This is a genomic window from Agromyces sp. NBRC 114283 (assembly GCF_030268405.1).
In the GTDB taxonomy this organism is placed as follows: Bacteria; Actinomycetota; Actinomycetes; order Actinomycetales; family Microbacteriaceae; genus Agromyces; species Agromyces mediolanus.
The window spans coordinates 2,825,957-2,852,166 of sequence record NZ_BSQP01000001.1; the positions used below are offsets into that span (position 1 = coordinate 2,825,957).

Annotated in this window: 25 protein-coding genes; 7 read left to right on the plus strand and 18 right to left on the minus strand. The window is 72.3% G+C overall.

The window, feature by feature from the left end:
• Nucleotides 1-6 precede the first annotated feature (6 nt).
• The 4 genes from QSJ60_RS13650 to QSJ60_RS13665 all read right to left on the minus strand — a co-directional run bounded on the left by QSJ60_RS13650 (nt 7) and on the right by QSJ60_RS13665 (nt 4,309).
• A complete protein-coding gene (locus QSJ60_RS13650) occupies nt 7-252 on the minus strand; it encodes a YlxR family protein (protein WP_189086126.1) in 246 nt (81 codons plus the stop codon).
• Nucleotides 253-315: 63 nt separating this feature from the next.
• Nucleotides 316-1,305 carry a transcription termination factor NusA gene (gene nusA / locus QSJ60_RS13655; RefSeq protein ID WP_285463940.1) on the minus strand — a complete coding sequence of 330 codons (990 nt, stop codon included), beginning with the start codon at nt 1,303-1,305 and terminating at the stop codon, nt 316-318.
• A gap of 108 nt (nt 1,306-1,413) precedes the next feature.
• Complete coding sequence (locus QSJ60_RS13660) at nt 1,414-2,481, minus strand: LOG family protein (protein WP_230768528.1); 1,068 nt, start codon at nt 2,479-2,481, stop codon at nt 1,414-1,416.
• Between the two features lie 58 nt (nt 2,482-2,539).
• Entirely contained in the window at nt 2,540-4,309 is a 1,770-nt protein-coding gene (locus QSJ60_RS13665) for a proline--tRNA ligase (RefSeq protein WP_285463941.1), read from the minus strand.
• A 62-nt stretch (nt 4,310-4,371) separates the two neighbouring features.
• Between QSJ60_RS13665 and QSJ60_RS13670 the strand changes: the two genes are divergently transcribed.
• Nucleotides 4,372-5,838 carry an RNB domain-containing ribonuclease gene (locus QSJ60_RS13670; RefSeq protein ID WP_285463942.1) on the plus strand — a complete coding sequence of 489 codons (1,467 nt, stop codon included), beginning with the start codon at nt 4,372-4,374 and terminating at the stop codon, nt 5,836-5,838.
• Here QSJ60_RS13670 and QSJ60_RS13675 read toward each other — a convergent pair.
• The 7 genes from QSJ60_RS13675 to QSJ60_RS13705 all read right to left on the minus strand — a co-directional run bounded on the left by QSJ60_RS13675 (nt 5,804) and on the right by QSJ60_RS13705 (nt 12,763).
• Nucleotides 5,804-7,309 (minus strand): hypothetical protein, encoded by a 1,506-nt coding sequence (locus QSJ60_RS13675; RefSeq protein ID WP_285463943.1) that lies wholly within the window; start codon nt 7,307-7,309, stop codon nt 5,804-5,806. The two genes, QSJ60_RS13670 and QSJ60_RS13675, sit on opposite strands and share 35 nt — an antisense overlap.
• 229 nt (nt 7,310-7,538) lie before the next feature.
• A complete protein-coding gene (gene ispG, locus QSJ60_RS13680; RefSeq protein WP_189086205.1) occupies nt 7,539-8,669 on the minus strand; it encodes a flavodoxin-dependent (E)-4-hydroxy-3-methylbut-2-enyl-diphosphate synthase in 1,131 nt (376 codons plus the stop codon).
• Between the two features lie 95 nt (nt 8,670-8,764).
• Nucleotides 8,765-9,388, minus strand: a complete 624-nt coding sequence (locus tag QSJ60_RS13685) for a hypothetical protein (RefSeq protein WP_285463944.1) — start codon at nt 9,386-9,388, stop codon at nt 8,765-8,767.
• Between the two features lie 77 nt (nt 9,389-9,465).
• Nucleotides 9,466-10,176, minus strand: coding sequence for a hypothetical protein (locus QSJ60_RS13690; protein ID WP_285463945.1), 711 nt, complete (start codon nt 10,174-10,176; stop codon nt 9,466-9,468).
• A 109-nt stretch (nt 10,177-10,285) separates the two neighbouring features.
• Nucleotides 10,286-11,281 carry a YihY/virulence factor BrkB family protein gene (locus QSJ60_RS13695; protein WP_285463946.1) on the minus strand — a complete coding sequence of 332 codons (996 nt, stop codon included), beginning with the start codon at nt 11,279-11,281 and terminating at the stop codon, nt 10,286-10,288.
• 62 nt (nt 11,282-11,343) lie between these two features.
• The gene (locus QSJ60_RS13700; RefSeq protein ID WP_189086135.1) at nt 11,344-11,988 is read right to left on the minus strand and encodes a CoA transferase subunit B; all 645 of its coding nucleotides are present in this window, start codon (nt 11,986-11,988) and stop codon (nt 11,344-11,346) included.
• Between the two features lies 1 nt (nt 11,989).
• The gene (locus tag QSJ60_RS13705) at nt 11,990-12,763 is read right to left on the minus strand and encodes a CoA transferase subunit A (RefSeq protein ID WP_285463947.1); all 774 of its coding nucleotides are present in this window, start codon (nt 12,761-12,763) and stop codon (nt 11,990-11,992) included.
• A gap of 132 nt (nt 12,764-12,895) precedes the next feature.
• Here QSJ60_RS13705 and QSJ60_RS13710 point away from each other — a divergent pair, with 132 nt between their 5' ends.
• The gene (locus QSJ60_RS13710) at nt 12,896-14,080 is read left to right on the plus strand and encodes an acetyl-CoA C-acetyltransferase (RefSeq protein ID WP_285463948.1); all 1,185 of its coding nucleotides are present in this window, start codon (nt 12,896-12,898) and stop codon (nt 14,078-14,080) included.
• An 83-nt stretch (nt 14,081-14,163) separates the two neighbouring features.
• Nucleotides 14,164-15,417, plus strand: coding sequence for a low temperature requirement protein A (locus QSJ60_RS13715; protein WP_285463949.1), 1,254 nt, complete (start codon nt 14,164-14,166; stop codon nt 15,415-15,417).
• A gap of 106 nt (nt 15,418-15,523) precedes the next feature.
• Here the strand turns inward: QSJ60_RS13715 and QSJ60_RS13720 are convergent, their stop codons facing one another.
• From QSJ60_RS13720 to dxr, 5 genes are all read right to left on the minus strand, one after another.
• Nucleotides 15,524-15,826 (minus strand): SHOCT domain-containing protein, encoded by a 303-nt coding sequence (locus QSJ60_RS13720; protein ID WP_230768545.1) that lies wholly within the window; start codon nt 15,824-15,826, stop codon nt 15,524-15,526.
• Between the two features lie 151 nt (nt 15,827-15,977).
• Nucleotides 15,978-16,688: a response regulator transcription factor gene (locus QSJ60_RS13725; RefSeq protein ID WP_285463950.1), complete on the minus strand. Its 711-nt coding sequence runs from the start codon at nt 16,686-16,688 to the stop codon at nt 15,978-15,980.
• Nucleotides 16,685-17,878 carry a sensor histidine kinase gene (locus QSJ60_RS13730; protein ID WP_285463951.1) on the minus strand — a complete coding sequence of 398 codons (1,194 nt, stop codon included), beginning with the start codon at nt 17,876-17,878 and terminating at the stop codon, nt 16,685-16,687. Before QSJ60_RS13730 ends, QSJ60_RS13725 begins: the two co-directional genes overlap by 4 nt.
• Nucleotides 17,879-18,006: 128 nt before the next feature.
• Nucleotides 18,007-19,323, minus strand: coding sequence for a M50 family metallopeptidase (locus tag QSJ60_RS13735; protein ID WP_502871405.1), 1,317 nt, complete (start codon nt 19,321-19,323; stop codon nt 18,007-18,009).
• 54 nt (nt 19,324-19,377) lie between these two features.
• Nucleotides 19,378-20,472 (minus strand): 1-deoxy-D-xylulose-5-phosphate reductoisomerase, encoded by a 1,095-nt coding sequence (gene dxr, locus QSJ60_RS13740; RefSeq protein ID WP_285463953.1) that lies wholly within the window; start codon nt 20,470-20,472, stop codon nt 19,378-19,380.
• Between the two features lie 47 nt (nt 20,473-20,519).
• Between dxr and QSJ60_RS13745 the strand changes: the two genes are divergently transcribed.
• Nucleotides 20,520-21,320 carry a lysophospholipid acyltransferase family protein gene (locus tag QSJ60_RS13745; protein WP_502871391.1) on the plus strand — a complete coding sequence of 267 codons (801 nt, stop codon included), beginning with the start codon at nt 20,520-20,522 and terminating at the stop codon, nt 21,318-21,320.
• 76 nt (nt 21,321-21,396) lie between these two features.
• Nucleotides 21,397-22,311: a hypothetical protein gene (locus QSJ60_RS13750; protein WP_285463954.1), complete on the plus strand. Its 915-nt coding sequence runs from the start codon at nt 21,397-21,399 to the stop codon at nt 22,309-22,311.
• A gap of 44 nt (nt 22,312-22,355) precedes the next feature.
• Here the strand turns inward: QSJ60_RS13750 and QSJ60_RS13755 are convergent, their stop codons facing one another.
• Nucleotides 22,356-22,838, minus strand: coding sequence for an OsmC family protein (locus QSJ60_RS13755; protein WP_230768557.1), 483 nt, complete (start codon nt 22,836-22,838; stop codon nt 22,356-22,358).
• Nucleotides 22,839-22,947: 109 nt separating this feature from the next.
• Here QSJ60_RS13755 and gabT point away from each other — a divergent pair, with 109 nt between their 5' ends.
• On the plus strand, nt 22,948-24,306 hold the full coding sequence (gabT, locus tag QSJ60_RS13760) for a 4-aminobutyrate--2-oxoglutarate transaminase (RefSeq protein ID WP_285463955.1): 1,359 nt from the start codon (nt 22,948-22,950) through the stop codon (nt 24,304-24,306).
• Nucleotides 24,306-25,295, plus strand: a complete 990-nt coding sequence (locus QSJ60_RS13765; RefSeq protein WP_189086146.1) for an asparaginase — start codon at nt 24,306-24,308, stop codon at nt 25,293-25,295. The genes gabT and QSJ60_RS13765 overlap by 1 nt, the downstream gene beginning before the upstream one ends.
• 97 nt (nt 25,296-25,392) lie before the next feature.
• Here the strand turns inward: QSJ60_RS13765 and QSJ60_RS13770 are convergent, their stop codons facing one another.
• On the minus strand, nt 25,393-26,136 hold the full coding sequence (locus QSJ60_RS13770) for an ABC transporter permease (protein ID WP_189086208.1): 744 nt from the start codon (nt 26,134-26,136) through the stop codon (nt 25,393-25,395).
• Nucleotides 26,137-26,210: the final 74 nt, after the last annotated feature.

The following is a 26,210-nucleotide window of genomic DNA, read 5'->3' on the forward strand; positions in this document are numbered from 1 at the left end:
GGTCCATTAGCCGTTCAGCCTGTTCTGTACGTCGCTGGTGTCCAGCGAGCCCGTGAACCGGAGCGCGCGCCCGAAGGCACGGCGCCGGTCAGCGAGCAGGAAGCACTCGCGCGTCGGATGCAGCCACGCACCCCGCCCAGGACGCACCGCTGCCGCATCTGCGACGAGGTGGGAATCTTGGAGAACGACCCTCAGAAGTGAGGATCGCGGGGCACGCGCACGGCAAGCGATGCACGTTCTGACGGGTTCCATGTTACACCCCCGGGCCGCATCCTCCGTCGCGCCGGGGCGCGACGGAGCCACCGACGCGGTTCCCTACTCTGCCGTGTCCGGCTGGATGTCGATCTTCGCGCCCGTGAGCTTCGCCGCGAGGCGCGCGTTCTGCCCCTCCTTGCCGATGGCGAGGGAGAGCTGGTAGTCGGGCACGAGCGCGCGCACCGCGCGCAGCGACTCGTCGACCACGTACGCCCGGGTCACCTTCGCGGGTGACAGGGCCGAGGCGACGAAGGTCGCGAGGTCGTCGGAGAAGTCGACGATGTCGATCTTCTCGTTGCCGAGCTCCGCGGTGACCGCGCGCACGCGCTGGCCGAGCTCGCCGATCGCGGCCCCCTTCGCGTTCACGCCGGGCTGGGTGGCGCGGACCGCGATCTTCGTGCGGTGCCCCGCCTCGCGGGCGAGCGAGACGATCTCGACCACGCCCGAGGCGATCTCGGGCACCTCGAGGGCGAACAGCTTGCGCACGAGCGCCGGGTGCGTGCGGGACACCGTGATCGAGGGACCCTTCGCACCCTTCGCGACACTCGTCACGTAGACGCGGATGCGCTGACCGTGCGGGTACTCCTCGCCGGGCACCTGCTCCTCGGGCGGCAGGATCGCCTCGACGGTGCCGAGGTCGATGTGCACCATCTTGGGGTTCGGGCCCTGCTGGATGACGCCGGCGACGATGTCGCCCTCGCGGCCCCGGAACTCGCCGAGCACGGCGTCGTCGGCGATGTCGCGCAGCCGCTGGCTGATGACCTGCTTGGCCGCGTAGGCCGCGATGCGGCCAAAGTCGTCGGGGGTGTCCTCGGCCTCGCCCAGGACGTTGCCCTCCTCGTCGAGCTCGGGCACGAAGATCGCGACGTGCCCGCTCTTCCGGTCGAGCTCGGCGCGCGCGCCGTTCGGATTGGCGTGCCCGTGCTGATTCGGATTGCTGTGCTTGAGGTAGGCCATCAGGATCGCCTGCTCGATGATCTGCACCAGTTCGTCGAACGGGATCTCTTTCTCGCGCTCCACCATGCGGAGCATGCTGAGGTCGATATCCATCGCCGGCCTCCTCTATTCAGCTCTTCCCGCCGATTCGGCGGAGATCCCAGGGTACCGGATCGACCGGCCGGTCAGTACCGCCCGATCCCCGCCCGGCGGCGCCGTCGCTCAGACGCCGAGCGGCGGCTCCGTCGGCGCGCTGGGCAGTTCGTCGATGGCGCGGATGAGCCGGTGCAGCTCCCCCACCTGCCGGGGCACGAGTTCGAGCGCCAGTCGCGGCAGCTCGAGCCGGTCGTCGTCGTTGCGCTCGACGGCGAACGGGGCGACCCGTTCGATCCGGCCTCCCGCGAGAAGCCCGGCGAAGCGCTCGTTGAGCCCGGCGATCTCGGCGTCGCTCGGCTCGGCCCGAAGGCGCAGCACGAGCCGCCCGCCCACCCAGCGGAGCGAGTCGTAGTTGCGCCAGAAGCCGACGATCTCGTCGACCGCCCGCACCGGGTCCTCGGTGATCAGCACCCGCTCGAGGTCGTCGCTCGCGATGAAGCCGCCGCCCGCGAGCTCGGTCTCGACGAAGTCCGCCAGTCCGCGCCAGTAGTGGCCGCCCGGCCGGTCGAGCAGGACGATCGGCACCGGCTCGGCCTTGCCCGTCTGCTGCAGGGTCAGCAGCTCGAACGTCTCGTCGAGCGTGCCGAAGCCCCCGGGGAGGCAGACGAAGCCGCGCGACTCCTTCACGAGCATGAGCTTCCGGGTGAAGAAATACTTCATCGCGACGCGGTTCGGGTCGACGAGCACCGGGTTCGGGCTCTCCTCGAACGGCAGCCGGATCGAGACGCCGAGCGAGCGGCGCGGCCCCGCCCCCTTGGTCGCGGCCTCCATGATGCCGGGGCCGGCGCCGGTCACGACCATCCAGCCCTGCTCGGCGAGCGCGGCGGCGACCTGCTCCGCCTGCGCGTAGCCGGGATCGTCGGGCCGCGTCCGCGCCGAGCCGAAGACGGTCACCTTCGGCACATCCGCGTACGGCGCGAAGAGCCGGAACGCCGCCCGCATCTCCTCGAGCGCGGCCGCGGTGATCTTGAGGTCGAGCCGATCGGTGGGATCGGTGCCGAGATGGAGGCCCGTGACGAGGATCCGCTCGATCAGCGAGCGGTTCGCGGAGATGCCCGCCTCGGCGATCAACTCGTCGACGGCGCCCTGCAGCTCGGACGGAAGACTCGGGGTGTCGGCGGGCGTGAGGCTCATGCCCCCAGCCTCGCACGGGGCGCGGCGATCCTCGCCCGCCGCGCCCGCGCGATCCGGCTCAGTCGGCGTCGAGCGCGGCGACGACGCCGTCGATCGGCAGCTGCACGCGGTCGCCGCTCGCACGGTCCCACAGCTCGACGACGCCCTCGGCGACGCCGCGGCCGGCGATGACGATCTTCGGCACGCCGATGAGCTCGGCATCGGCGAACTTCACGCCGGGCGAGAGCTTCGGGCGGTCGTCGTAGAGCACCTCGCGTCCGCTCGCCTCGAGCTCGGCGACGATCCGCTCCGCGGCGTCGAAGGCGGCCTGGTCCTTGCCCGTCGCGAGGACGTGCACGTCGAACGGCGCGACCGCGGCGGGCCAGACGAGGCCCTTCTCGTCGTTGTTGAGCTCGGCGATGATGGCGAGGATGCGGGTGACGCCGATGCCGTACGAGCCCATCGTCACGGTGGCGAGCTTGCCGTTCTCGTCGAGCACCTTGAGGCCGAGCGCCTCCGCGTACTTGCGGCCGAGCTGGAAGACGTGGCCGATCTCCATGCCGCGGGCGATCTCCACCGGGCCGGAGCCGTCGGGGGCGGGGTCGCCGTCGCGGACGTCGGAAGCCTCGACCGTGCCGTCGGCGACGAAGTCGCGACCGGCCACGAGTCCGAAGACGTGCTTCTGGTCGACGTTGGCGCCGGTGATCCACTCGGTGCCGTCGACGACGCGCGGGTCGAGCAGGTAGCGGATGCCGGTGGCCGATTCCTCGCCGAGCACCGGGCCGTCCTCCGACCAGGGGCCGATGTAGCCCTTGACGAGACCGGGGTGCTTGGCGAAATCGGCCTCGGTGGCGGGCTCGACCTCGGCCGGCGCGAACGCGACCTCGACGCGCTTCATCTCGACCTCGCGGTCGCCGGGCAGGCCGACGACGACGAGCTCGCGGCTGCCGTCGAGCTGGGTCAGCGCGAGCACGACGTTCTTCAGCGTGTCGGCCGCGGTCCAGGCGCGACCGTCGGGCCGGGGCACCTCCGCGTTGGCCAGGTCGACGAGCGTCTGGATGGTCGGCGTGTTCGGCGAGTCGACCACGACGGGGGCGGGCAGGCCGTCGAAGGGGATGGGATCCGGCACCACGGTCGTGAACGCCTCGACGTTGGCCGCGTAACCGCCGGCGGAGCGCACGAAGGTGTCCTCGCCGACCGGCGTCGGGTGCAGGAACTCCTCGCTCTTCGAGCCGCCCATCGCGCCGGCGTCGGCCTGCACGATGACGTACTCGAGGCCGAGCCGCGTGAAGATGCGCTCGTAGGCGTCGCGCTGCGCCTGGTACGAGGCATCCAGCCCCTCGTCGCTGACGTCGAAGGAGTAGGCGTCCTTCATCGTGAACTCGCGGCCGCGGAGGAGGCCCGCGCGCGGCCGCGCCTCGTCGCGGTACTTGTCCTGGATCTGGAAGATCGTGAGCGGCAGATCCTTGTACGAGGAGTACAGATCCTTCACGAGCAGGGTGAAGGCCTCCTCGTGCGTCGGCGCGAGGAGGTAGTCGGCGCCCTTGCGGTCCTGCAGGCGGAACAGTGCGTCGCCGTACTCGGTCCAGCGGTTCGTGAGCTCGTAGGGCTCGCGCGGCAGCAGCGCGGGGAAGTGCACCTCGTGGGCCCCGGCCGCGGCCATCTCCTCGCGGACGATGCGCTCGATCTTCGCCTTCACCCGCAGGCCCAGCGGCAGCCACGCGAAGATGCCCGGCGCCTGGCGCCGGATGTAGCCGGCGCGGACGAGCAGCTTGTGGCTCGTGACCTCGGCGTCGGCGGGGTCTTCACGGAGGGTGCGGAGGAAGAAGTTCGTAAGACGTGTGGGCACGCGACGAGTCTAGTTGCGAGCGGCAGGCCCCTCCGCGCGCGGGCGGCTCGTAGGCTGGCTCCATGCCGGCCCGCCGCACGCACCTCGCCCCGTCCACCGCGCAGAGCGAGCTCGCCGAGGCCCTCGACGCGCTGCGCACGGAGCTCGAGCTGCCGGGCGAGTTCTCCCCCGAGGTGCTCGCCGAGGCCGAGGCGGCGCGCGCCGCGGAGCCACCGCCCGCGCGCGACCTCCGGGAGCTGGCGTTCGTCACGCTCGATCCGGCCGGGGCACGCGACCTCGACCAAGCCTTCCTGATCGAGCCGCGGGCGGGCGGCGGATGGCTCGTCCGCTACGCGATCGCCGACGTGCCGTCGTTCGTCCGCCCGGGCGGCGCGGTGGACGCCGAAGCCCGCCGCCGCGGGCAGAGCCTGTACGCGGCGGACGGCATGATCCCGCTGCATCCGCCCGTCATCGGGGTGGACCGCGCGTCCCTCCTGCCGGGCGAGGACCGCACCGCCTACGTCTGGTCCTTCGAGCTCGACGACCGCGGCGCCGTGCAGCGCACCGGTCTGGAGCGCGCGCTCGTCCGCTCGCGGGCCCAGCTCGACTACGAGTCGGCGCAGCGCGCCGTCGACGCCGGCGAGCACGACGGACCGCTCGCCGAGCTGCCCGCCTTCGGGGCGGCCCGGCTCGAGCAGGAACGGCTCCGCGGCGGTGCGAGTCTGGACCTGCCCGACGAGGAGGTGGTGCGGGACGAGCACGGCGGCTACCGCATCGAGCGGCGACTGCCCCTGCCGGTGGAGACCTGGAACGCGCAGCTCTCGATCCTGACGGGCATCGAAGCCGCCCGGCTCATGCTCGAGGGCGGGGTCGGGGTGCTGCGGACCATGCCGCCGCCCGCCCCCGACGCGATCGCGGCGTTCCGCACCCGGGCGGCCGCGCTCGGGCTGCCATGGCCGGAGCGGATGGCGTACGGCGATTACCTGCGCGGCCTCGACCGGCGGGACCCGCGCACCGGACCGGTGCTGCGGGCCGCCGCCTCGCTCTTCCGCGGCGCCGGCTACGAGGTGTTCGACGGCACCCCGCCCGCCGATCCCGGGCAGGCCGCGATCGCCGCGCCGTACGCGCATGTCACCGCGCCGATCCGGCGGCTCGTCGACCGCTGGGGCCTCGTCGCGAGCCTCGCGATCGCCGAGGGCCGGCCGGTACCCGCCTGGCTCCGCGAGAGCCTGCCCGAGCTGCCGCCGCTCATGCAGGCCGCCGCCGCCCGCGCGAGCCGGCTCGAGCAGGCGACCCTCGACCGGGTCGAGGCGGCGCTCCTGGCCGACCGGGTGGGCGAGGTCTTCGAGGCGACCGTCGTCGAGGCGCGCGGTGAGGACCGCCTCGTCGTCCAGCTCGACGAGCCGGCGGTCACCGCGAACTGCCCGGCGCCGGCCGGACGGCCGATGCCGCGAGCCGGCGAGCGGATGCCGATCGTGCTGGAGCACGCCGACATCCGCTCTGGCTCGATCGGATTCAGGCCCGGCGGCGGCGCAGCGCTGCCGTCGTGACGAGCCCGATCCCCGCGTACGCGAGGAGCGCCGCGGCGAGCAGGCCACCGGCGGGTTCCGCCCCGGTCGACGCGAGCTCGTCGCCGGAGACCGCGGCGGGCTCCAGGTCCGCGACGACGACGGACGCGGCGGGTGCCGCGGCCGGAGCGGGCGCCGGCGCCGCCGGCTCCTCCCCCTCGTTCGGGAAGATCGGCGCGCCGCCGACGTTCCCGAAGGCGAAGATGAAGGTGTTCGGCGTGCCGCCGCTCGGGTCGCTGCTCGTCTGGCCGAAGGAGTAGGCCTCGGCGCCGACCGCGGCGAGGGCGGCCCGCGCCTCCGCCTCGTTCGCGGCCGCCCCGTAGAAGATCACGAAGCCGAGCGAGGCACCGGGCCCGAGCGGACCGAAGGCGAAGTCGAACAGCGCCCCGTGATCGGCGGGACCGTCGTCGACGGCGTTGCCCTCGAAGCGGATCGAGCTCGGCCCCGCCAGCGGGTTCGGGCTCGCGAAGCCGTCGTCGCTCGAGTAGGCGAGCGCGCTCGCCGAGCCGCCGTCGATCGTGACGAACTCGCTGAACGCCGTCGGCTCGATGTCCCAGTCCATGACGCGGCGGTACTTCACGGTGGCGATGGTCTCCCCCGTCAGGTTCTCGATCGTCACGTTCACCTGGTAGAGGTTGCTCGTCGCCGTCGAGGGCACGTACTGATGGGTGACGCGGAACACCGGTCGGGCCTCCACGTCCTGGATCACGACGACGGACGTCGCCGTCGAGGCGGTGTGCGTGAAGGACTCGAGCACGAGGTTGGTGCCGCCCGGTCCTTCGGTGTCGAGGTTCGCGCCGCCCCAGACCCCGCTCGCCGGGTCTGCGACGCCCCAGCCCTCGCAGAGGCATCCCGGCGAGGTGGCGTCGTTGTTCGTCGGCAGGAAGTCGAGCCCGGCGTCGCCCGGTCCGGCCTTCGAGCCGGCGGCGTTCGAGGTGTTGAGCTCGCCCGTCGGGTTCACGGCGAGCAGGATCGTGCCGTTGTCGATGCAGACCGCGGGGTAGCACGGGTCGCCGGGCTCGGGGACCGCCTGTGGGAGCAGTGCCGACGCCTCGGTGGCGCCGAAGAGCGTCACGGTGGGTTCCGTCGCCGGTTCGGCGAAGGAGTCCGCCGCGCTCGTGCCGGGTTCGGCGACGACCACCGCGGGCGGAACGGGCGCCGGCTCGGGTGCGGCGGCGGGATCGGACTCGTCGGATGCCGCGTCGACCGGTGCCGTGGCGGGGTCGGGTGCCGGCTCGGGTTCCGGCGCGGGTTCGGCGGGCGCCGGGGCGGGTTCGGGCGCCGGCTCGGCGGCCGCGGGATCTGCCGGGGCGGTGACGGCCGCGGGATCGGCCGGAGCCGGCTCCTCGGCCTGCGCCGCGAGCGGCGCGATCAGGAGGCTCAGCGCGGCGAGCGCGGCACCGGCACCGAGGCCGGCGCCGAGCCGCGCGCGAGCGCGCGTTCGGATGGACATGGGTATCGCTCCATTCGTGCAGCCGCCCGGGCAGGCGGCAGTCGGGTTCGGCGATTCCCGGAACGGGGCGGAGGCGGTACCGGCGCGGCGTCCCGGTTCACGCCATCACGGTACTGATCTGTGAGGTTTTCTCAGATCAGGGAGTGCCCCGATTCTCCACCCCTGGCGCACACGGAGCGACCCCCAGCTCGGGGCACCCGAGTGGGGGTCGTTCGACGCGGAGCGCGGATCAGACGGTGACGACCGTCGGGGCGCCCGTCGGGGCGTCCCCGCCCATCTCGTCCGCGATGCGCTGCGCCTCGGCGATGAGCGTCTGCACGATCTCCGCCTCGGGCACCGTCTTGATCACCTCGCCCTTGACGAAGATCTGCCCCTTGCCGTTGCCGCTCGCGACGCCGAGGTCGGCCTCGCGTGCCTCGCCGGGGCCGTTCACGACGCAGCCCATGACGGCGACGCGGAGCGGAACGGTGACGTCCTTGAGCCCCTCGGTGACGTCGTTCGCGAGGGTGTAGACGTCGACCTGGGCACGCCCGCAGGACGGGCAGGACACGATCTCGAGCTTGCGCTCGCGGAGGTTCAGCGACTGCAGGATCTGCAGGCCCACCTTGACCTCCTCGACCGGCGGCGCGGAGAGGGAGACGCGGATGGTGTCGCCGATGCCCTCGCCGAGGAGGATGCCGAAGGCCGTCGCGCTCTTGATGGTGCCCTGGAACGCCGGGCCCGCCTCGGTCACGCCCAGGTGGAGCGGCCAGTCGCCGCGCTCGGCGAGCAGCCGGTACGCCTTCACCATGACGATGGGATCGTTGTGCTTCACGGAGATCTTGAAGTCGTGGAAGTCGTGCTCCTCGAAGAGCGAAGCCTCCCACACCGCCGACTCGACGAGCGCCTCCGGCGTCGCCTTGCCGTACTTCTCGAGCAGCCGCGGGTCGAGCGACCCGGCGTTCACCCCGATGCGGAGCGAGACGCCGGCGGCCTTCGCCGCGGCCGCGATCTCGCCCACCCGGTCGTCGAACTTGCGGATGTTGCCGGGGTTCACCCGCACGGCCGCGCAGCCGGCGTCGATCGCGGCGAACACGTAGTTCGGCTGGAAGTGGATGTCGGCGATGACCGGGATCTGGCTCTTCTTCGCGATGATCGGCAGCGCCTCGGCGTCGTCGCGGCTCGGCACCGCGACGCGCACGATGTCGCAGCCCGAGGCGGTGAGCTCGGCGATCTGCTGCAGTGTCGCGTTGATGTTCGTGGTGGGCGTCGTGGTCATCGACTGCACGCTCACCGGGGCGTTGCCGCCGACGAGCACCTTGCCCACCTTGATCTGGCGGGACTTGCGTCGCGGGGCCAGGACTTCGGGGACCTTCGGCATTCCGAGATTCACTGCAGGCACGTCTTGCAGTCTAGTTCCGCCCGGCTGGGTCGCGGCCGAGTGGGGCGAAGTCCCGACCTGTCGCCGTGGTCGCGCTACGCGCAGCCGTCCGCCTCCATCTCGGGAGCGCCGATCCAGCGCACGGTGCCGTCGTCCTCGTTCTCCGTCGCCACCACGTTCGCCCGGTCGGGCGAGTCGCCGGGCACCTGGATCGTCTCCGCCTCGATCGACGTGCCGACGCACACGCGGAGCTCGGGATCGAACGACGGCAGCTCCGCGAGCACCGCCCACTCCTCCCCGGCCTGCGAGCCGTCGTACGCCCGAAGAGCGATGCCCTCTGCGGCCGGACCGTCGAAGTAGACCGCGAACCGCGGCCAGATGAGCCAGTCGTAGCCATCGCGCTGCCGGCGATCCTCGTCGTAGAACCGCTCATCGAGGACGAAGTCGCCCCACGCGTGGCGGATGCCGTCGGGCCGGTGGTTGCCGCCGTCGTAGGGTTCGTCGGCCGGCGGCCGGCCGAACAGCGCGGTAAGCATCGCGACGGCTTCGCTCGGGTCGGACATGTAGTCGAGCGACTCGACCACTTCCTCGCCGGCGCGGAGCTCGAGCACGGTCGGCCGGACGACGAGCGCGTCGACGGCGGCCAGCGGATCGGCGCTGGGAGTGGGGGTCGGCGAGACGGGCGGCGCCGCCGAAGGGCTCGGAGTCCGGGTGGGCATCGGCTCCGCCGCGCATCCCGTCAACACCAGCGCGGCCGCCACGACGGCCCCGAGGATCCCCACACGTGTGCGGCGCATCAGGCGCACCCGCCCGACACGGCGATCGGCGCGCGGACGGCCGCCACGGTCAGCCCGTCCTCGGACTCCACGAAATCCACGCCCGTACGCGACACGTACGCCTCCCCGTCGGCGTTCACCGCCGGTTCATCCAGGAAATCGACGTAGGGACCGGAGCAGCCGGACGGGTTCGTCTGCAGCTCCGGCAGCTGCTCGAGCTCGGTCCATGCCGCCCCCGCGCCGATCCCGGATATCGTCTCGAGCCGAACACGTGCGGCTTCGGGCCCGGTGAAGCGAACGAGGAAGCTGGGCTTGACGAACGAGCGCTCGTCGTCCGCGAAGCTCTCCCAACGGTCCACGTAGCGCTGCTCCCAGAGCTCGAATCCGCCCCAGCGGTGCATCGTGCTCGGCGGAAAATGGCTCGTCCCTCGAGCCTCCTCCGTCTCCTCGGCTGCGCCGAGCACCGTTTCGAGCTCGGCCTTGACCTGGTCGAAGTCGCTGCGGTAGTCGAGCTGCTCGAGCACCTCGCCGGCCTCGTTGCGCAGCTCGAGCTCCGTCGGACGCAGGACCAGCGCGACGACCGATGCCGACGGATCGGCGCTCGGGGCGGACTCGCTCGGTGTCGGCGAGGCTTCGCTCGCCGACGGAATCGGGGTCGGAGCCGGCTCCGCCGCGCATCCCGTCAACACCAGCGCAGCCGCCACGACGGCCCCGAACATCCCCACGCGCATCCGGCGCATTCCCCACCATGCCTCTCCGGGCATCCCCCGCCCGTCGAGGACATTCTGCTGGACGCATCCACCCCTGCGCAGCGAGCGGAGAGTACGATCCGGTAACGAGCTACTCGCCGGCGTCGCGGCGCAGCCGCCGGGCCCGCTCCCGTTCGGCCGCGATCCGCTCGGCGTTCCGCGCCATGCGCGTCGTGTCGCGCGGCTCCAGGAGGATCCGGTCCTCGGCGTGCGCCCCCGCCTGAAGTTCGCGTGCACGCTCGAGCTCGGCGTCGAAGGCGGCACCGATCAGCAGACCGCCGTTCACCAGCCAGAGCCACACCAGGAAGACCACGGCGCCGGCGAGCGAGCCGTACACCCGGTCGTAGTCGGCGAACGCCGTGAGGTACCAGGCGAAGGCCGCCGAGGCGCCCGCGACCACCACGATCGCCAGGACGGCGCCGACGCTCAGCCAGCGGAACCTCGGCTGCCGAACGTTCGGCGTCGCCCGGTAGAGCAGCGCGATGAGACAGACGAGCACCGCGAACATGAGCGGCCAGCGCGCGATCGCCCAGGTGAGTTGAACTGCCTCGCCCGCGCCGAGCTGCTCGGCGAGCGCCGTGGCGATCCCGCCGCCGAGGAGGAGGAGCAGCACGATGATCGAGACGAGGGCCAGGAACCCCGCCGTGACGAGCAGCTGGATGCCCCGCAGCTTCCAGACGGGCCGCCCCTCGTCGACGCCGTAGACGTCGTTCATGGCCCGGCCGAACGCCGTCACGTACGCGGAGGCGGTCCAGAGCGCCACGACCGCACCGGTCACCACGCCGAGCGTCGCCGCCGGCGAGACCGCGAACTCGCCGAGCCGCTCCCTGAGGAACTCGACCGTCTCACGAGGCAGCACGTCGCCCGCGAGGTCGATCGCCGCGCCGAGTGCGCGGCCCTCCTGCCCGGCGAGCGCGAGGATCGATGCGGTCACGAGGATCGCCGGGAAGAGCGCGAGCACGCTGAAGAAGGCGAGCGCCGCTGCGCGGTCGATGCCGTTGCCCTCGAAGAAGGTCCGCGCCGTGCGACGGGCGGCGACCCACCACGCGGCACGGCTCAGCTGCACGGGCGATGCTGGGCGTTCCACCCTGCGATTCTGGCGGAACGCGGCGGCATGCCGCAGCCCCTTCCGCCGTCGCCGGATCCGCGCTAGTGCGCGACGGCCGTGACGTCGAGCGGGGGCTCGGTCGCGGCCACGACCTCCTCGACCCCGACGCCCGGTGCGAGTTCCACCAGCCGCAGCCCAGCCGGCGTGACGTCGATGACGGCGAGATCGCTGATGATCCGGTCGACCACGCCGCGGCCGGTCAGGGGCAGCGAGCACTCGCGCACGATCTTGGGGGAGCCGTCCTTCGCGACGTGCTCCATCAGCACGATCCGCCTGCGGGCGCCGTGCACGAGATCCATCGCCCCGCCCGGGCCCTTCACCATCTTGCCGGGGATCATCCAGTTCGCGAGGTCGCCCGTGGCCGACACCTGCATCGCACCGAGGATCGCGGCGTCGACCTTGCCGCCGCGGATCATGCCGAAGCTGGTCGCCGAGTCGAAGAAGGCCGCGCCGGGCAGCACTGTCACGGTCTCCTTCCCAGCGTTGATGAGGTCGGGATCGACCTCGTCCTCGCGCGGGTACGGGCCGACGCCGAGGATGCCGTTCTCGGACTGCAGCACCACGGTGACGCCGTCGGGCACGTAGTTCGGCACCAGGGTCGGCAGTCCGATGCCGAGGTTCACGTACGAGCCGTCGGCGAGCTCCTTCGCGGCCCGCGCCGCCATCTCCAGTCGGCTGAGCGCCATCTCAGTGCTCCTCTCGCACGGTGCGACGTTCGATGCGCTTCTCGACGTCGGCGCCCACCTCGACGACCCGGTCGACGAAGATCCCGGGCAGGTGCACCGCGTCCGCATCGATCTCGCCGGGCTCGACGAGCTCCTCCACCTCGGCGATGCAGATCCGCCCGGCCATCGCGGCGAGCGGCGAGAAGTTGCGAGCCGACTTGTCGAAGACGAGGTTGCCGTGCCGGTCGCCGCGCTGCGCGTGCACGAGCGCGAAGTCGGTCGTGATGGCCTCCTCGAGCACGAAGTCGCGCAGCTCGCCGCGGACCTCGAAGCGCTGTACCGGTTTCGGGGCGGATGCCACGGCGATCCCGCCGTCCGCGGCGTAGCGCTGCGGCAGCCCGCCCTCGGCGACCTGCGTTCCGACTCCGGTCTGCGTGAAGAAGGCGGCGATGCCCGCTCCCCCGGCGCGGAGCTTCTCGGCGAGGGTGCCCTGCGGGGTCAGCTCGAGCTCCAGCTCGCCGGACAGGTACTGCCGTTCGAACTCCTTGTTCTCGCCCACGTAGGAGGAGGTCATCTTGCGGATGCGTCCGGCCGCGAGCAGCACGCCGAGCCCCCAGTCGTCGACGCCGCAGTTGTTCGACACCACCGCGAGCTCGCGGGACCCGCGCGCGAGCAGCGCGTCGATGAGCACCATCGGGATGCCGCAGAGCCCGAAGCCGCCGACGGCGAGCGAGGCGCCGTCGGGGATGTCGGCGACCGCCGTCGCGGCATCGGGCACGGTCTTGTCGAGCGTCATGTCGCGACCTCCTCGTCACGTCGACCGCCGGGAATCGGGCCGCTCGCCGCGATTCCGGTGAATCACGGTTAACTGAACCGTAGAATGGTGAGGTCGCGCAAGCCCGCGCCCCGACGAAGGAGTCCACCCACCATGAGCACCGAAGACGTCGTCATCATCGCCGGCGCCCGCACCCCGTTCGCCCGCATCAACGGCAATCTCGCGAGCCGCACGGCCGTCGAGCTCGGCACGGCCGCGATCCGCGGGGCCCTCGAGCGCGCCGGCGTCGCCCCGGAGGACGTCGACGCGGTCATCATCGGCCAGGTGCTGCAGGCCGGTGCCGGGCAGAACCCCGCCCGGCAGTCCGCCGTCGCCGCGGGCATCCCCTGGAGCGTGCCGGCGACGACCCTGAACAAGGTGTGCCTCTCCGGCCTCGTCGCGATCACCGATGCGGCGCGCCTGATCCGCCTCGGCGAGGCGAGCGTCGTCGTCGCCGGCGGCCAGGAGTCCATGACCAAGGCGCCGCACCTGCTCCCGGGCTCCCGCGCGGGCCACACGTACGGCAGCATCGAGCTCATCGACCACGCCGCGCACGACGGGCTCACCGATGCCTTCGACCGCGAGTCGATGGGGGCCTCCACCGAGCGGGTCAACGGCCGCTACGGCATCGGCCGCCCCGAGCAGGACGAGATCGCCGCCGCCTCCCACGTGCGGGCCGGCCGCGCCCAGGCGGAGGGCGTCTTCACCGACGAGATCGTGCCCGTCGAGATCCCGCAGCGCAAGGGCGAGCCGGTCACCGTGGCCGCCGACGAGGGCGTCCGCCCGGACTCCTCCGTCGAGGTGCTCGCGAAGCTCCGCCCGGCGTTCGCCGCCGAGGGCACGATCACGGCCGGCAACTCCTCGCCGCTGTCGGACGGCGCGGCGGCGGTCGTCGTCGCGAGCCGCAGCTGGGCCGAGGAGCGGGGACTCAGCTGGCTCGCCGTGATCGGCGCCGCCGGACAGGTCGCGGGTCCCGACAACTCACTGCACTCCCAGCCGTCGAACGCGATCCAGGCGGCACTGACGCGTGCGGGTTGGACGGCCGAGGAGCTCGATCTCGTCGAGATCAACGAGGCTTTCGCCGCCGTCTCCCTGCAGTCCGCCCGCGACCTCGGCCTCGACCACGAGCGGGTCAACGTGCACGGCGGCGCGATCGCCCTCGGCCACCCGATCGGCGCCTCCGGCGCCCGGCTCGCGCTGCACGCCGCGCTCGAACTCTCGCGCCGTGGCGGCGGGCGGGCGGCCGTCGCGCTCTGCGGCGGCGGCGGCCAGGGCGAGGCGCTGTTGCTGTCCCGCTGACCTTCCGACCACCCCGACAGCCCCCGGATCGCCGCCGATCCGGGGGCTGTCGCCATTCCCGCCCGCCGTGCGACGATGTGCGCATGACCTCGACCGCGCATCCGCCGCTCGACCATCGGCTGCGCCGCATGGTCGGCCGTGACCCGGAAGAGCAGCACCGGGCGGCGACGCCGCTCGAACTGCTCTACGACCTCACCCTCGTCGTCGCGTTCAGCCAGGCCGGCTCGCAAGCGGCGCACCTGCTCGGGATCGGCAGCTTCGACCCGGCGCTCCTGGCCTTCTGCCTCGCGATCTTCGCGATCTGCTGGGCCTGGATCAACTACTCCTGGCTCGCCAGCGCCTTCGACAACGACGACGTGTTCGTGCGCATCGCGACGATGGTGCAGATGCTCGGCGTGCTGGTGCTCGCGCTCGGCCTGCCGCCGCTGTTCCACTCGATCGAGGAGGGCTCGCACGTCGAGAACGGGATCATGATCGCGGGGTACGTCGTGATGCGGGTCTCGACGATCGCCCTCTGGCTGCGGGTCGCCCGGCACGATCCGCGGTACCGGCGCACGGCGCTCCGCTACGCGGGGCTTCTCGGCATCGTGCAGATCGCCTGGATCGTGCAGATCGTCGTGTACCCGCCGTTCGGGGTCGCGATCTGGCTCATGGTGCTCTTCGGCGTGGCCGAGATGCTCGTGCCACTCCTGGCCGAGCGTCGCGGCGGCACCACCCCGTGGCATCCGCATCACATCGCCGAGCGCTACTCGCTGCTCGTCATCATCACCCTCGGCGAGATCGTGCTCGGCACGATCCTCGCCATCTCGGCCGTCGTCGAGGAGCAGGGCTGGTCGGCCGATGCCGTGGTCGTCGCCTTCGGCGGGGTGCTGCTCGCCTTCGGCCTCTGGTGGAGCTACTTCACGATGCCGTCCGGAACGCTGCTCGCGAGGTTCCCGCGACGCTCCTTCGTGTGGGGATACGGGCACATGATCGTCTTCGGCTCCCTCGCCGCGAGCGGTGCGGGCCTCCACGTCGCCGCGAACGCGATCGCCGGCGACGTGGCCATCTCCGAGCTCGCCGCGCTCGCGACGGTCGTCGTGCCCGTCGCCGTCTTCCTGACGATGCTGTTCGCCCTGTACTCGTTCCTGCTCGGCCGCTTCGACCCGTTCCACATCGGCCTGTACCTCGGCAGCCTCGTGGTGCTGGCGCTCGCCGTCGCCGCCGTCGCGGCTGGGGCGAGCCTTCCGGTCGGCATCCTGATCGCGGCGCTCGCGCCGCTCGTCGTCGTGATCGGCTACGAGACGGTCGGTCATCGGCACCAGCGCCGCGCCCTCGAGGAGCTCCTCGCGCACTGAGGCTGACGCTGACGCTGAGACGGACACGGACACTGACGCTGAGACTGCAGCCGCTGCTGACGACCACGCGCGTGACGGGCGCTCACGGCGCCCGTCACCCGCGGGCTCAGCCGGCGGGCCGGTTCGCGCGCAGCACCTCGAGCCGGGCGCGGTACTCCTGCTCGTCGATGTCGCCTTTGGCGAAGCGCTCGGCGAGCGTCTGCTCGGCGCTCGCCCCGCGCGCCCAGGGCGGCCCGTAGCCGCCGTCCTGCGCCCACGCGGCGCGGCGCCAGCGGCGACCGAACACCCCGAACAGGAGCACGAAGACGAGGATCCAGAACAGCGGGATGAGGAAGAACACCCAGCCGAATCCGGCGGCCCAGGGGCCGGCGTGCGCGGCCACGGCCGCTGCGAGAGTGGTGGAGAGCATGGTGCGGTCCTTTGCGATCCGGTCGACCCCGGGCGGGCCGATCCGATCCGAGCCTCCTCGTCGAAGGCGTCCCGCGAATCCGCCGGCGGGAGACACCTCGACTGCTCCCCCGGGAGCAGGCCCCAGGGGCGAGGGCGCGCCGCGGCGAAGCTCAGCCGGCCGGGTCCTGCCAGCCCGGCGCGACGAGCCCGGTCTCGTAGGCGAGCACCACGAGGTGCACCCGGTCGCGGGCGTGCACCTTGGACATGATGCGGGAGACGTGCGTCTTCGCGGTCAGCGGGCTGAGCACGAGCCGCGCCGCGATCTCCTCGTTCGTGAGGCCCAGTCCGACGAGGCGCAGCACCTCGCGCTCGCGCTCGGTGAGCACCTCGAGCTCGGCTTTCCGCGGGGACTCGCGGAGGCCCGTGGAGAGCCGCTCCAGCAGCCGTCGCGTGACCCCGGGCGAGAGCAGCCCCTCGCCAGCGGCGACGACGCGCACGGCGCGGATGAGATCGACCGGTTCGGTGTCCTTCACGAGGAAGCCGCTCGCCCCGGCCCGCACCGCCCGCGCTACGTACTCGTCGAGCTCGAAGGTCGTGACGATGACGACCCGGACGTCCGCGAGCGCCGGGTCGGCGGCGATCTGCTCCGTGGCCCAGAGGCCGTCGCCGTCCGGCATCCGGATGTCCATGAGCACGACGTCGACCGGCCGCTCGCGGATCCGAGCGAGGAGCTCCCGACCGCCGGCCGCTTCGGTCACCACCTCGACGTCGGGCTCGGCGTCGAGCAGCGCCCGGAAGCCGGCCCGCACGAGCAGCTGGTCGTCCGCGAGCGCGACGCGGATCGTCGAGGGCGCGACGTCCCCCTCCGCGCGCACGCTCATGACGGCGCTCCCCAGGGCAGGCTCGCGGTGAGCCGCGTGCCGCCGAGCGGCGAACCTGCGAAGTCGACGGTGCCGCCGAGCAGCGCCGCCCGCTCGCGCATGCCGAGGATGCCGCGGCCGGCCTCCAGCCCGTCGCCGAGCGCGATGTCGCCCGTCGTCGCCTCGGCAGCGGCGGCGGGCAACCCGACCCCGTCGTCGTCGACCGTGAGCACGAAGACGTCCCCGTCGCGCTCGAGGCGCAGCTCGACCTGCGTCGCCTCGGCGTGCCGCGCGACGTTCGTCAGCGCCTCCTGCGCGATGCGGTAGGCGGCGAACTGCGTGGGCCGGGCCGGCACCTCACCGCCGAGTCGGTCGTCGATGCCGGCGGCGAGCCCGGGCACGGCGAACTCCGAGACGAGGCGCGGCAGCTGCGCGAGCTCGGCCTGGGGCGCGAGCGGCGCCTCGCCCTCGCGGAGCACGCCGAGCACGCTCCGCACCTCTTCGAGCGCGGTCTTCGAGGCGCCCTTGATGCTCGCGAGCGCGCTGCGCGCCTGCTCGGGGTCGCGGTCCATGAGGTGCAGTCCCACGCTCGCCTGCACGTTGATCTGCGAGAGCGCGTGGCCGAGCACGTCGTGCAGCTCCCGCGCAATGCGCACGCGCTCGCGTTCCTCGGCGCTCCGCCGGCGCCGCGCCATCGCCTCCCGGAAGGCGCTCGCCCGCTCCCGACGACGACGCGCAAACCAGCCGATCGCGAAGCAGAGCCCCAGGCCCGCGGTGGTCGCGGCGACTCGGAACGGAGACCAGCCGTGCCCCGTCGCCGGCCCCAGGGCGACGGCGGCCACCCAGGCGACGCCGACCGAGCTCGCGGCCCAGACCGCCGCCCCGCGCACGATCGCCAGCACGATCGCGAAGGCGAGCGCGAGGTACGGCGGTCCGACGTCGGGGCCGGTGAGCACCGCGGCGAGCGCGAGCAGCGCGACGAGCGCGACGGTCGGGCCGGGCCAGCGCCGTGAGCCGAGCAGGGCGAGCGCACCGGCTGCGGCGAGCGCGATCTGCAGCGCGGCGAGCGCCGGCGGGGCGGCCGTCCAGACGGCGATGCCGATCGCCGCCGGCACCTGCACGAGCAGGCTGAGCACGACGGGCAGGACCAGCACGACGGCGGGCGGCGGACCCTGCCGCGCAGCCGGGTCGTCCCACGGGGGCACGGGCATGTCCCGATCGTAGCCCCGCGGCATCCCGCCCGGATCCGCCCACGGGAGTCGGCCGCCGTACTCCCTGCGGCGTAGCCGTCGCGACGCCCGGCGCCGCGACGGACGTGCTGCTGCGCGGTCGGGCCGGCTCAGAGCAGCGTCACCGGCTTCACGAGGTCGGCGTAGATGAGGAGCGCGCTCATCGCCCCGACGACGACCACGACGCCGAGGGTGAGCGGCATGAGCTTCGCGAGGTCCACGGGCCCCGGGTCGGGGCGGCGGAACAGTTTCGCGAAGCCACGGCGGATCCCCTCCCACAGCGCGCCCGCGATGTGGCCGCCGTCGAGCGGCAGGAGCGGGATGAGGTTGAAGACGAACAGCGCGACGTTGAGGGACCCGAGGATGCCGATCATGCCGGCCGCCTTGTCGACGAGCGGGATCGTGTCGATCGTCGCGATCTCCCCCGCGACGCGGCCGACGCCGACGACCGAGATCGGCCCGTTCGGGTCGCGCTCCCCCGGCCCGAACGCCGCGTTCGCGACGTCGATCATTCGCTGCGGCAGGTTCACGATGATGCCGGCGACGCCGGAGATCTGCTGACCGACCGCCTCGAGGGTCGTGCCGGGCGACTGAGCGACGCGCTCGTTCGCGGCGCCGATGCCGACGAAGCCGGCGGAGATGGTCTCAGGCTGGCCGTCCGTTCCCGTGATGACCTCGCCGCGCTCGTCGAGCGCGTAGCGCTCGCTCAGCATGGGGGTGACGGTGAGCTCACGCTCGGCGCCGTCGCGCTCGACGACGAAGGTCATCGCCTCGTTCGGGTGCTCCCGGATGAGCGCCGTCGACTGGGCCCAGCTGGTGATCGGGGTGCCGTCGATCGAGACGATCCGGTCGCCGGGCTTCAACCCCGCCTCGGCGCCGGGCGCCTGCGGGTCGCCGCTCTCGCACGTCTGCCGCTCGCTCGTGGCGGGGAGCGCGCAGGCGTTCACGCTGCCGATCGTGGTCGAGGGCTGGGGCATCCCGAGCCCCATGAAGAGGATGCCGAAGAAGAGCACGGCGAGCAGCAGGTTCATGAACGGGCCGCCGAACATGACGATGATGCGCTTCCACACCGGCAGCCGGTAGAAGGCGCGGTCCTCGTCGCCCGGCGTGATCGACTCCGCGCTGGAGTCGCGCGCGTCCTGCACGAGGCCGCGGAAGAAGCCGGTGGAGTCGGCCTTCGCCTGCCCGCTCTTGCCGGGCGGGAACATGCCGATCATCGAGATGTAGCCGCCGAGCGGGAGCGCCTTCACCCCGTACTCGGTCTCGCCCTTGCGGCGGGAGAAGATGGTCGGCCCGAAGCCGATCATGTACTGGGTGACCTTGACCTTGAAGAGCTTCGCGGGCACGAGGTGCCCGATCTCGTGCAGGCCGATCGACAGACCGAGGCCGATCACGATGATGACGACGCCGATCACGAAGGCGAGCACGGATTCCACGGGGTGAAGCGTACTGCGATCCGCTCGGAGGCCGCTGGGCGGCGGCTATCGATCCGCTGAGCGGCGTGCGATGCGCGCGTCGGCCGAGCGGCGGGCGGATGCCTCGGCCGCGGCGAGCGACTCGAGGGTCAGCGTGCCGGCGGCCTCGTGCTGCTCCACGACCTCGCGCACGGTGTCGACGATGTCGAGGAAGCCGATGCGGCCGGCGTGGAACGCCGCGACCGCCTGTTCGTTCGCCGCGTTGTAGACGGCCGGGTACTCGCCCCCGGCCCGGCCCACCTGCTTCGCAAGGCGCACTGCGGGGAACGCCGCGTCGTCGAGCGGTTCGAAGGTCCAGCTCTGCGCCTGCGTCCAGTCGAGCGGCCGGCCGACCGCCCCCACCCGGTTCGGCCAGTCGAGCCCGAGGGAGATCGGCAGCCGCATGTCGGGCGGCGAGGCCTGCGCGATCGTCGATCCGTCGATGAACTCCACCATCGAGTGCACGATCGACTGCGGGTGCACCACCACGTCGATCCGTTCGTAGTCGACGTCGAAGAGCAGGTGCGCCTCGATGACCTCGAGGCCCTTGTTCACGAGGGTCGCGGAGTTCGTCGTCACGACGAGTCCCATGTCCCAGGTCGGGTGCGCGAGCGCCTCCGCCTGCGTGACCGCTTCGAGCTGCTCGCGCGTCCGGCCGCGGAACGGCCCGCCGGACGCGGTGAGCACGAGCCGGCGCACCTCGTCGTCGCTGCCGGAGCGCAGCGCCTGCGCGATGGCGGAGTGCTCGGAGTCCACCGGCACGATCTGCCCGGGGGCCGCGAGCCCCGTCACGAGGTCGCCGCCCACGATGAGCGACTCCTTGTTCGCGAGTGCGAGGGTCGTGCCCCGCCGGAGGGTCGCCAGGGTCGGGCCGAGCCCGACCGAGCCGGTGATGCCGTTCAGCACGACGTCGGCGTCGACGTCGCGCACGAGCTGCACGGCCTCCTCGATGCCGACCGCCGTGTGCTCGACGCCGAACTCCGCAGCCTGCCGCTCGAGGGTCGCCCGGTCGGAGCCGACCGCGAGGCCGACGACCTCGAAACGCCGCGGATTCGCGCGGATGACGTCGAGCGCCTGGGTGCCGATGGAACCGGATGAGCCGAGGATGATCACGCTGCGCACGCCTCCACCCTAGGGGCGACGGCGCCTCGCCGCCCGGGGTTCCGGGTATGCCGTCAGCCGCATACGGCTGGCCCTACGCTCTTCTGGTGAGCGAGATCGAGGCCGAAGCCGTCCCTGCTGCGCCGAAGCGCCCTGGCCCCCTGTACACGATCGTGCGAGGCATCCTTCGTCCCCTGGTGGCGATCGTCTACCGGCCGAAGATCACGGGCCGCGAGCATGTGCCCCGACGCGGGCCGGTCATCCTGGCCTCGAACCATCTCTCGTTCATCGACAGCATCGTGATCCCGCTCGCCGCGCCCCGTCCCGTGCAGTTCCTCGCGAAGTCGCACTACTTCACCGGCAAGGGAGTGAAGGGGTGGGTCTCACGGACGTTCTTTCGCTCGATCGGCGCCGTGAGCGTCGAGCGCGGCGCCGGCTCCCAGGCGCAGGAGGCCCTCGACCTCGGCCGTCGCATCCTGGAGGGCGGCAACGCCTTCGCGCTCTACCCGGAGGGCACCCGCTCGCTCGACGGTCGGCTGTACAAGGGGCGCACGGGCGTCGCCTGGCTCGCCCTCACCACCGGGGCGACCGTCGTGCCGGTCGGGCTCGTCGGCACCCAGGAGATCCAGCCCGTCGGCGCCAAGTTCCCGCGCATCCGGCCGGTGCAGGTCCGCTTCGGCGAGCCACTCGACCTCTCGGTGCACGGCAGCGCCGAATCCGGCAAGGCTCGGCGGGCCGCGACCGACGAGATCATGGCCGCGATCCACGCCCTGAGCGGCCAGGAGCTCGCCGGCCGCTACAACGAGACGCCCCCGCAGAACACGATCGCCCGCATCGCCGACCGGGTCGTCCCGCGCGAGCGGGTCTGAGCCGTGCGCGCGCCGGCCTCGCGACGTGCCGCCGCTTCTCAGCCGCTTGGCACCGGCACCCGCTAGCGTCGAGCGGGTGACCAGGCTCCGACCGCTCTCCGCCCTCGCCGCGCTCGCCGCCGGCGTCGTCGTGCTGCTCGCCGCCTGCGCCCCGGCGGCCGACCCCGCGGCGACCGTCCGGGCGAACCCGGAGCAGATCGACGAGGTCGACACCTCCGACTTCGACCCGGGCCTGATCGTCAGCGACGACAGTTTCTTCGACTCGACCGCGCTCGACGAGAAGCAGATCCAGGACTTCCTCGAAGCGCTGCCCTGCCGGCCCGACGCGGGCATCACCTGCCTCGCCGACTACCGGCAGACGACCGAGACGCAGCCTGCCGCGGGTCCGGGGCACTGCGCCGAGTACCGCGGCGCGGTCAAGGAGCGCGCGAGCCGCATCATCGCGAAGACCGCGGTCGCCTGCGGAGTGAGCCCGAAGACGCTGCTCGTGCTCCTGCAGAAGGAGCAGTCGCTGCTCACCCGGCCGAGCGAGCACGGCTACCTGCGGGCGACGGGCTACGCCTGCCCCGACACCGCCGACTGCGACGTGAAGTACTTCGGCTTCTTCAACCAGCTCTACAACGCGGCGTGGCAGTTCCGGCAGTACACCCAGCAGCCGGACCGGCAGTACCGGGTCGGGGCGGTGCCGGTCTCCTACAACCCCGACGCCGCGTGCGGCGCCAGCACCGTGCTCATCCGGAACCAGGCGACCGCGAACCTCTACAACTACACGCCCTACCAGCCGAACGAGGCCGCGCTCGCCTCGGCCGACGCGGGCGGCGACGGCTGCTCGGCCTGGGGCAACCTGAACTTCTGGTTGCTGTGGAACCGGTGGTTCGGCGATCCCACGAGCGAGCGCTACCCCGGCTTCCTGCCGCCGTGCAGCCGCCTCGTCGACGGGCAGGTCTGCCCGACCCCCGGCATCCCGACCGCGCCGCCGCGAGAGGACTGAGCCCGTCTCGACCGCTGCCGACGCCGGGCGCCGGCCGGCGCGGCTCAGTCGGCCGTCGCGACCTCGACGCTCGGCTCATGACCGACGGGAAAGGCGACGGATGCCGCGATGAAGCACTTCTCCGCGGCCTCGGCGTGCAGCTGCTGCGCGAGCTCGGCCATGGTGGGATCGGCGACGGTCACCCGGGGCCGCAGGGTCGCGGCGACGAACGCCCCGCCGCCTCGACCGTCCTCGCTCATCGTGCCCGTCGCGGCGTCCTCGTAGCCGAGCACGACGACGCCGTGATTCGTCGCCACGTGCAGGTACGACAGCATGTGGCATTGGCTCAGCGCGGCGAGCAGAAGCTCCTCGGGGTTCCAGCGCTCGCGGTCGCCGTGGAAGGTGCGATCGGCGGACCCGGCGATCTCGTGCTCCTTGCCCGCCCCGCGGACGAGATGGCGGCGCGAGTACGCGCGGTAACCGCTCGTGCCCGTGCCCAGGTTGCCGGTCCACTCGACCGCGACCTCGTAGTGGTGTTCGCCCAGCATCCCGACTCCGTCCGACCATGCCTCGCCCCGGGCGCAGCTCCGCGGTCCGGGTCGGCGGCCGGATCGACCGCCCACACGATTCTGCCTCGGGGATAAGCTTGGGCGCATCATGACTGAGACCCAGATCGCACCCTCGCACACGGTGCCGCAGCAGCGCCAGCTCGTCACGGCCGTCCCCGGCCCGAAGTCGATCGCGCTGCACGAGCGACGCACCGCCGTCGTCTCCGCGGGCGTCTCGAGCGCCCTGCCGGTCTACATCGAGCGCGCCAACGGCGCCATCCTCGTCGACGTCGACGGCAACCGCTTCGTCGACTTCGGCGGCGGCATCGGCGTCACCACCGTCGGCCACACCGAGCGGCACGTCGTCGAGGCGGCCACCGCGCAGCTGCAGGACGTCACCCACACGCTGTTCACCGTCACCCCGTACGAGGAGTACGTGCGCGTCGCCGAGCTCCTCGCCCAGCACACGCCGGGCGACTGGGCGAAGAAGTCCGTGCTCGTGAACTCGGGCGCCGAAGCCGTCGAGAACGGCGTGAAGATCGCGCGCAAGTTCACCCGCCGTCGCGGCGTCGCGGTGCTCGACCACGCCTACCACGGCCGCACCAACCTCACGATGGCCATGAACTACAAGGCCCACCCGTACGCCTCCGGCTTCGGTCCCCTCGCGGGAGACGTCTACCACGCGCCGAACTCCTACCCGTACCGCGACGGGCTCAGCGGCGAGCAGGCCGCGGCCCGCACGATCGCCTACCTCGAGAAGGTCGTCGGCCCCGAGGACCTGGCGTGCCTCGTCGTCGAGCCCATCCAGGGCGAGGGCGGCTTCATGGTGCCCGCCGACGGGTTCCTGCCGGCGCTGCAGGCCTGGTGCACCGAGCACGGCGTCGTCATGATCGCCGACGAGATCCAGTCGGGCATGGCCCGCAGCGGCAGCTACTTCGCGAGCGAGCAGTTCGGCTGGGAGCCCGATCTCGTGCTCTCCGCCAAGGGCATCGCCGGCGGGCTCCCGCTCGCCGCCGTCACGGGCCGAGCCGAGATCATGGACGCGGCGCAGCCCGGCGGCCTCGGCGGCACCTTCGGCGGCAACCCGGTCGCCTGCGCGGCGGCCGTCGCCGTGTTCGAGGCGATCGAGGAGGACGACCTCTTGGCGGAGGCCCGCCGCATCGAGGCGAGCCTCACGGCCGGCCTCCGCTCGCTCGCCGAGCGCTTCGACGTCATCGGCGACATCCGCGGCAAGGGCGCGATGATCGCGATCGAGCTCGTCCGGCCCGGCACCCGCGACACGACGAAGGAGCCGTACCCCGAAGCGGTCGGGGCGCTCATCGCCCACGCCGCCCAGCAGGGCGTGCTGCTGCTGAGCGCGGGCACCTACGGCAACGTGCTCCGCTTCCTGCCCAGCCTCGCCGTGACCGACGAGCTCATCGAGGACGCGCTCGGCGTGCTCGAGTCCGGCCTCGCGACGCTCGGCTGATGGCCGGCACCTTCAACATCGCCGATTCCGTCGAACTCGCAGTGGTCGAACGCAGTGGTTTCATCGAGTCCAGGCACGCCGGTTCCGCCATCGTGCTCACCCCCGAGGGCGAGGTGCTGCGCAGTCTCGGCGACGTGCGCACCCCGGTCTTCCCGCGCTCGGCGCTGAAGCCGTTTCAAGCCGTGGCCGTGATGACCTCCGGGGTCGTCCTGCGCGGCGAGGACGCCGCCATCGCGATGGCGAGCCACTCCGGCACGGCCGCCCACGTGGCGCTCGTGAAGGGGCTGCTCGACCGGGAGGGCCTGAGCGCATCGGCGCTCGGCTGTCCGCCCGCCCTGCCCGGCGATCGCACGGCGCGGGAGCAGCTGCTGCGTTCGGGCGGCTCGGCCGAACGCGTCTTCATGACCTGCTCGGGCAAGCACGCCGCCATGCTGCTCGCCTGCGTGCAGAACGGCTGGCCCGTCGAGGGCTACCTCTCCCCCGAGCACCCGCTGCAGAAGAAGATCCTCGACGTGCTCGAGCGGCTGACCGGCGAGCGTCCGGCGGCGAGCGCCGTCGACGGCTGCGGCGCGCCAGTGCACGCCGTCAGTCTCACCGGACTCGCCCGCGGGATTCAGAAGATCACGACCGCGCAGACCAGCTCGCCGTTCGCGCTCTACCGCGAGGCCGCGGAGCTGGCCTCGGCCGCACGGGCGCATCCGTGGGCGGTCGCGGGTCCCGGACAGCCCGACACCGTGGCGATCGAACGACTCGGCGTGTTCGCGAAGTTCGGCGCCGAGGGCGTCATGGTCATGACCGCTCCGAACGGCACGACCGTCGCTCTGAAGGTGCTCGACGGCTCCTCGCGGGCCTCGACGATCGTCGCGCTCCGGCTGCTCGCCGACGCGCGCGCCCTCGACCACGACGACGTCGACCTCGCACGTGCGGAGCTCGACCTCTGGGTGATGGGCGGCGACCGCCCGGTCGGCGAGATCCGAGCGACCGTCTGACGCCGCCGGTCTCGTCAGCCTGCTGAGGCGGGGTGGGCGCTCGTCGGAGTGCCCACCCCGCCTCAGTTCAACTCAGCTCTGCCCTGGTCCGCTCTGCTCAGCTCAGCTTGGCGAGCCGCTTCTCGCGCGCCGCGCGCGACACCTGCACCGTGATCACGAGGATCATGGCGAACAGGAACACCGCGGAGGCGATCACGTTCGCCTCGGCCGGGATGCCTCGTGCTGCGGAGATGTAGATGTACTTCGGGAACGTCGACACCGAACCGGAGTTGAAGTTCGTGATGATGAAGTCGTCGAAGCTGAGCGCGAAGGAGAGCAGCGCGGCCGCGAGGATGCCGGGCAGCAGCAGCGGGAACGTCACCCGCCAGAACACCTGCGACGGCGAGCCGTACAGGTCGCGCCCCGCCTCCTCGAGCGCCGGGTCGAGGCTCGCGACCCGCGCCTTCACCGTGACCACGACGAAGCTGATGCAGAACATCGTGTGGGCCAGGATGATCGTCAGCATGTCCTTCGGCACGCCGACCGCGAGGAACTGCGCGGCCAGGCCCGCACCGAGCACCACCTCCGGCGTCGCCATCGGCAGGAACAGCAGGAGGCTGATCGCCGAGCGGGCGCGGAAGCGGTAGCGCACGAGCGCGATCGCGATCATCGTGCCGAGCGTCGTGGCCAGGACGGTCGCGACGAGCCCGATCACGATGCTGTTGCCGAACGCCTGACAGACGGCACCGCCTTCGACGTTGCAGACGTTCAGCCACTTGTCGAAGGTGAACCCGCGCCACGCGATGTTCGACTTCACCGAGTCGTTGAAGCTGAACACGAAGGTGTACACGATCGGGATCATGAGGAACGCGAACGCGATCGTCACGTAGGTGGGCAGCAGCCAGCGGCCGAGCCCGCGCCGGGGCCGCTCGCGCG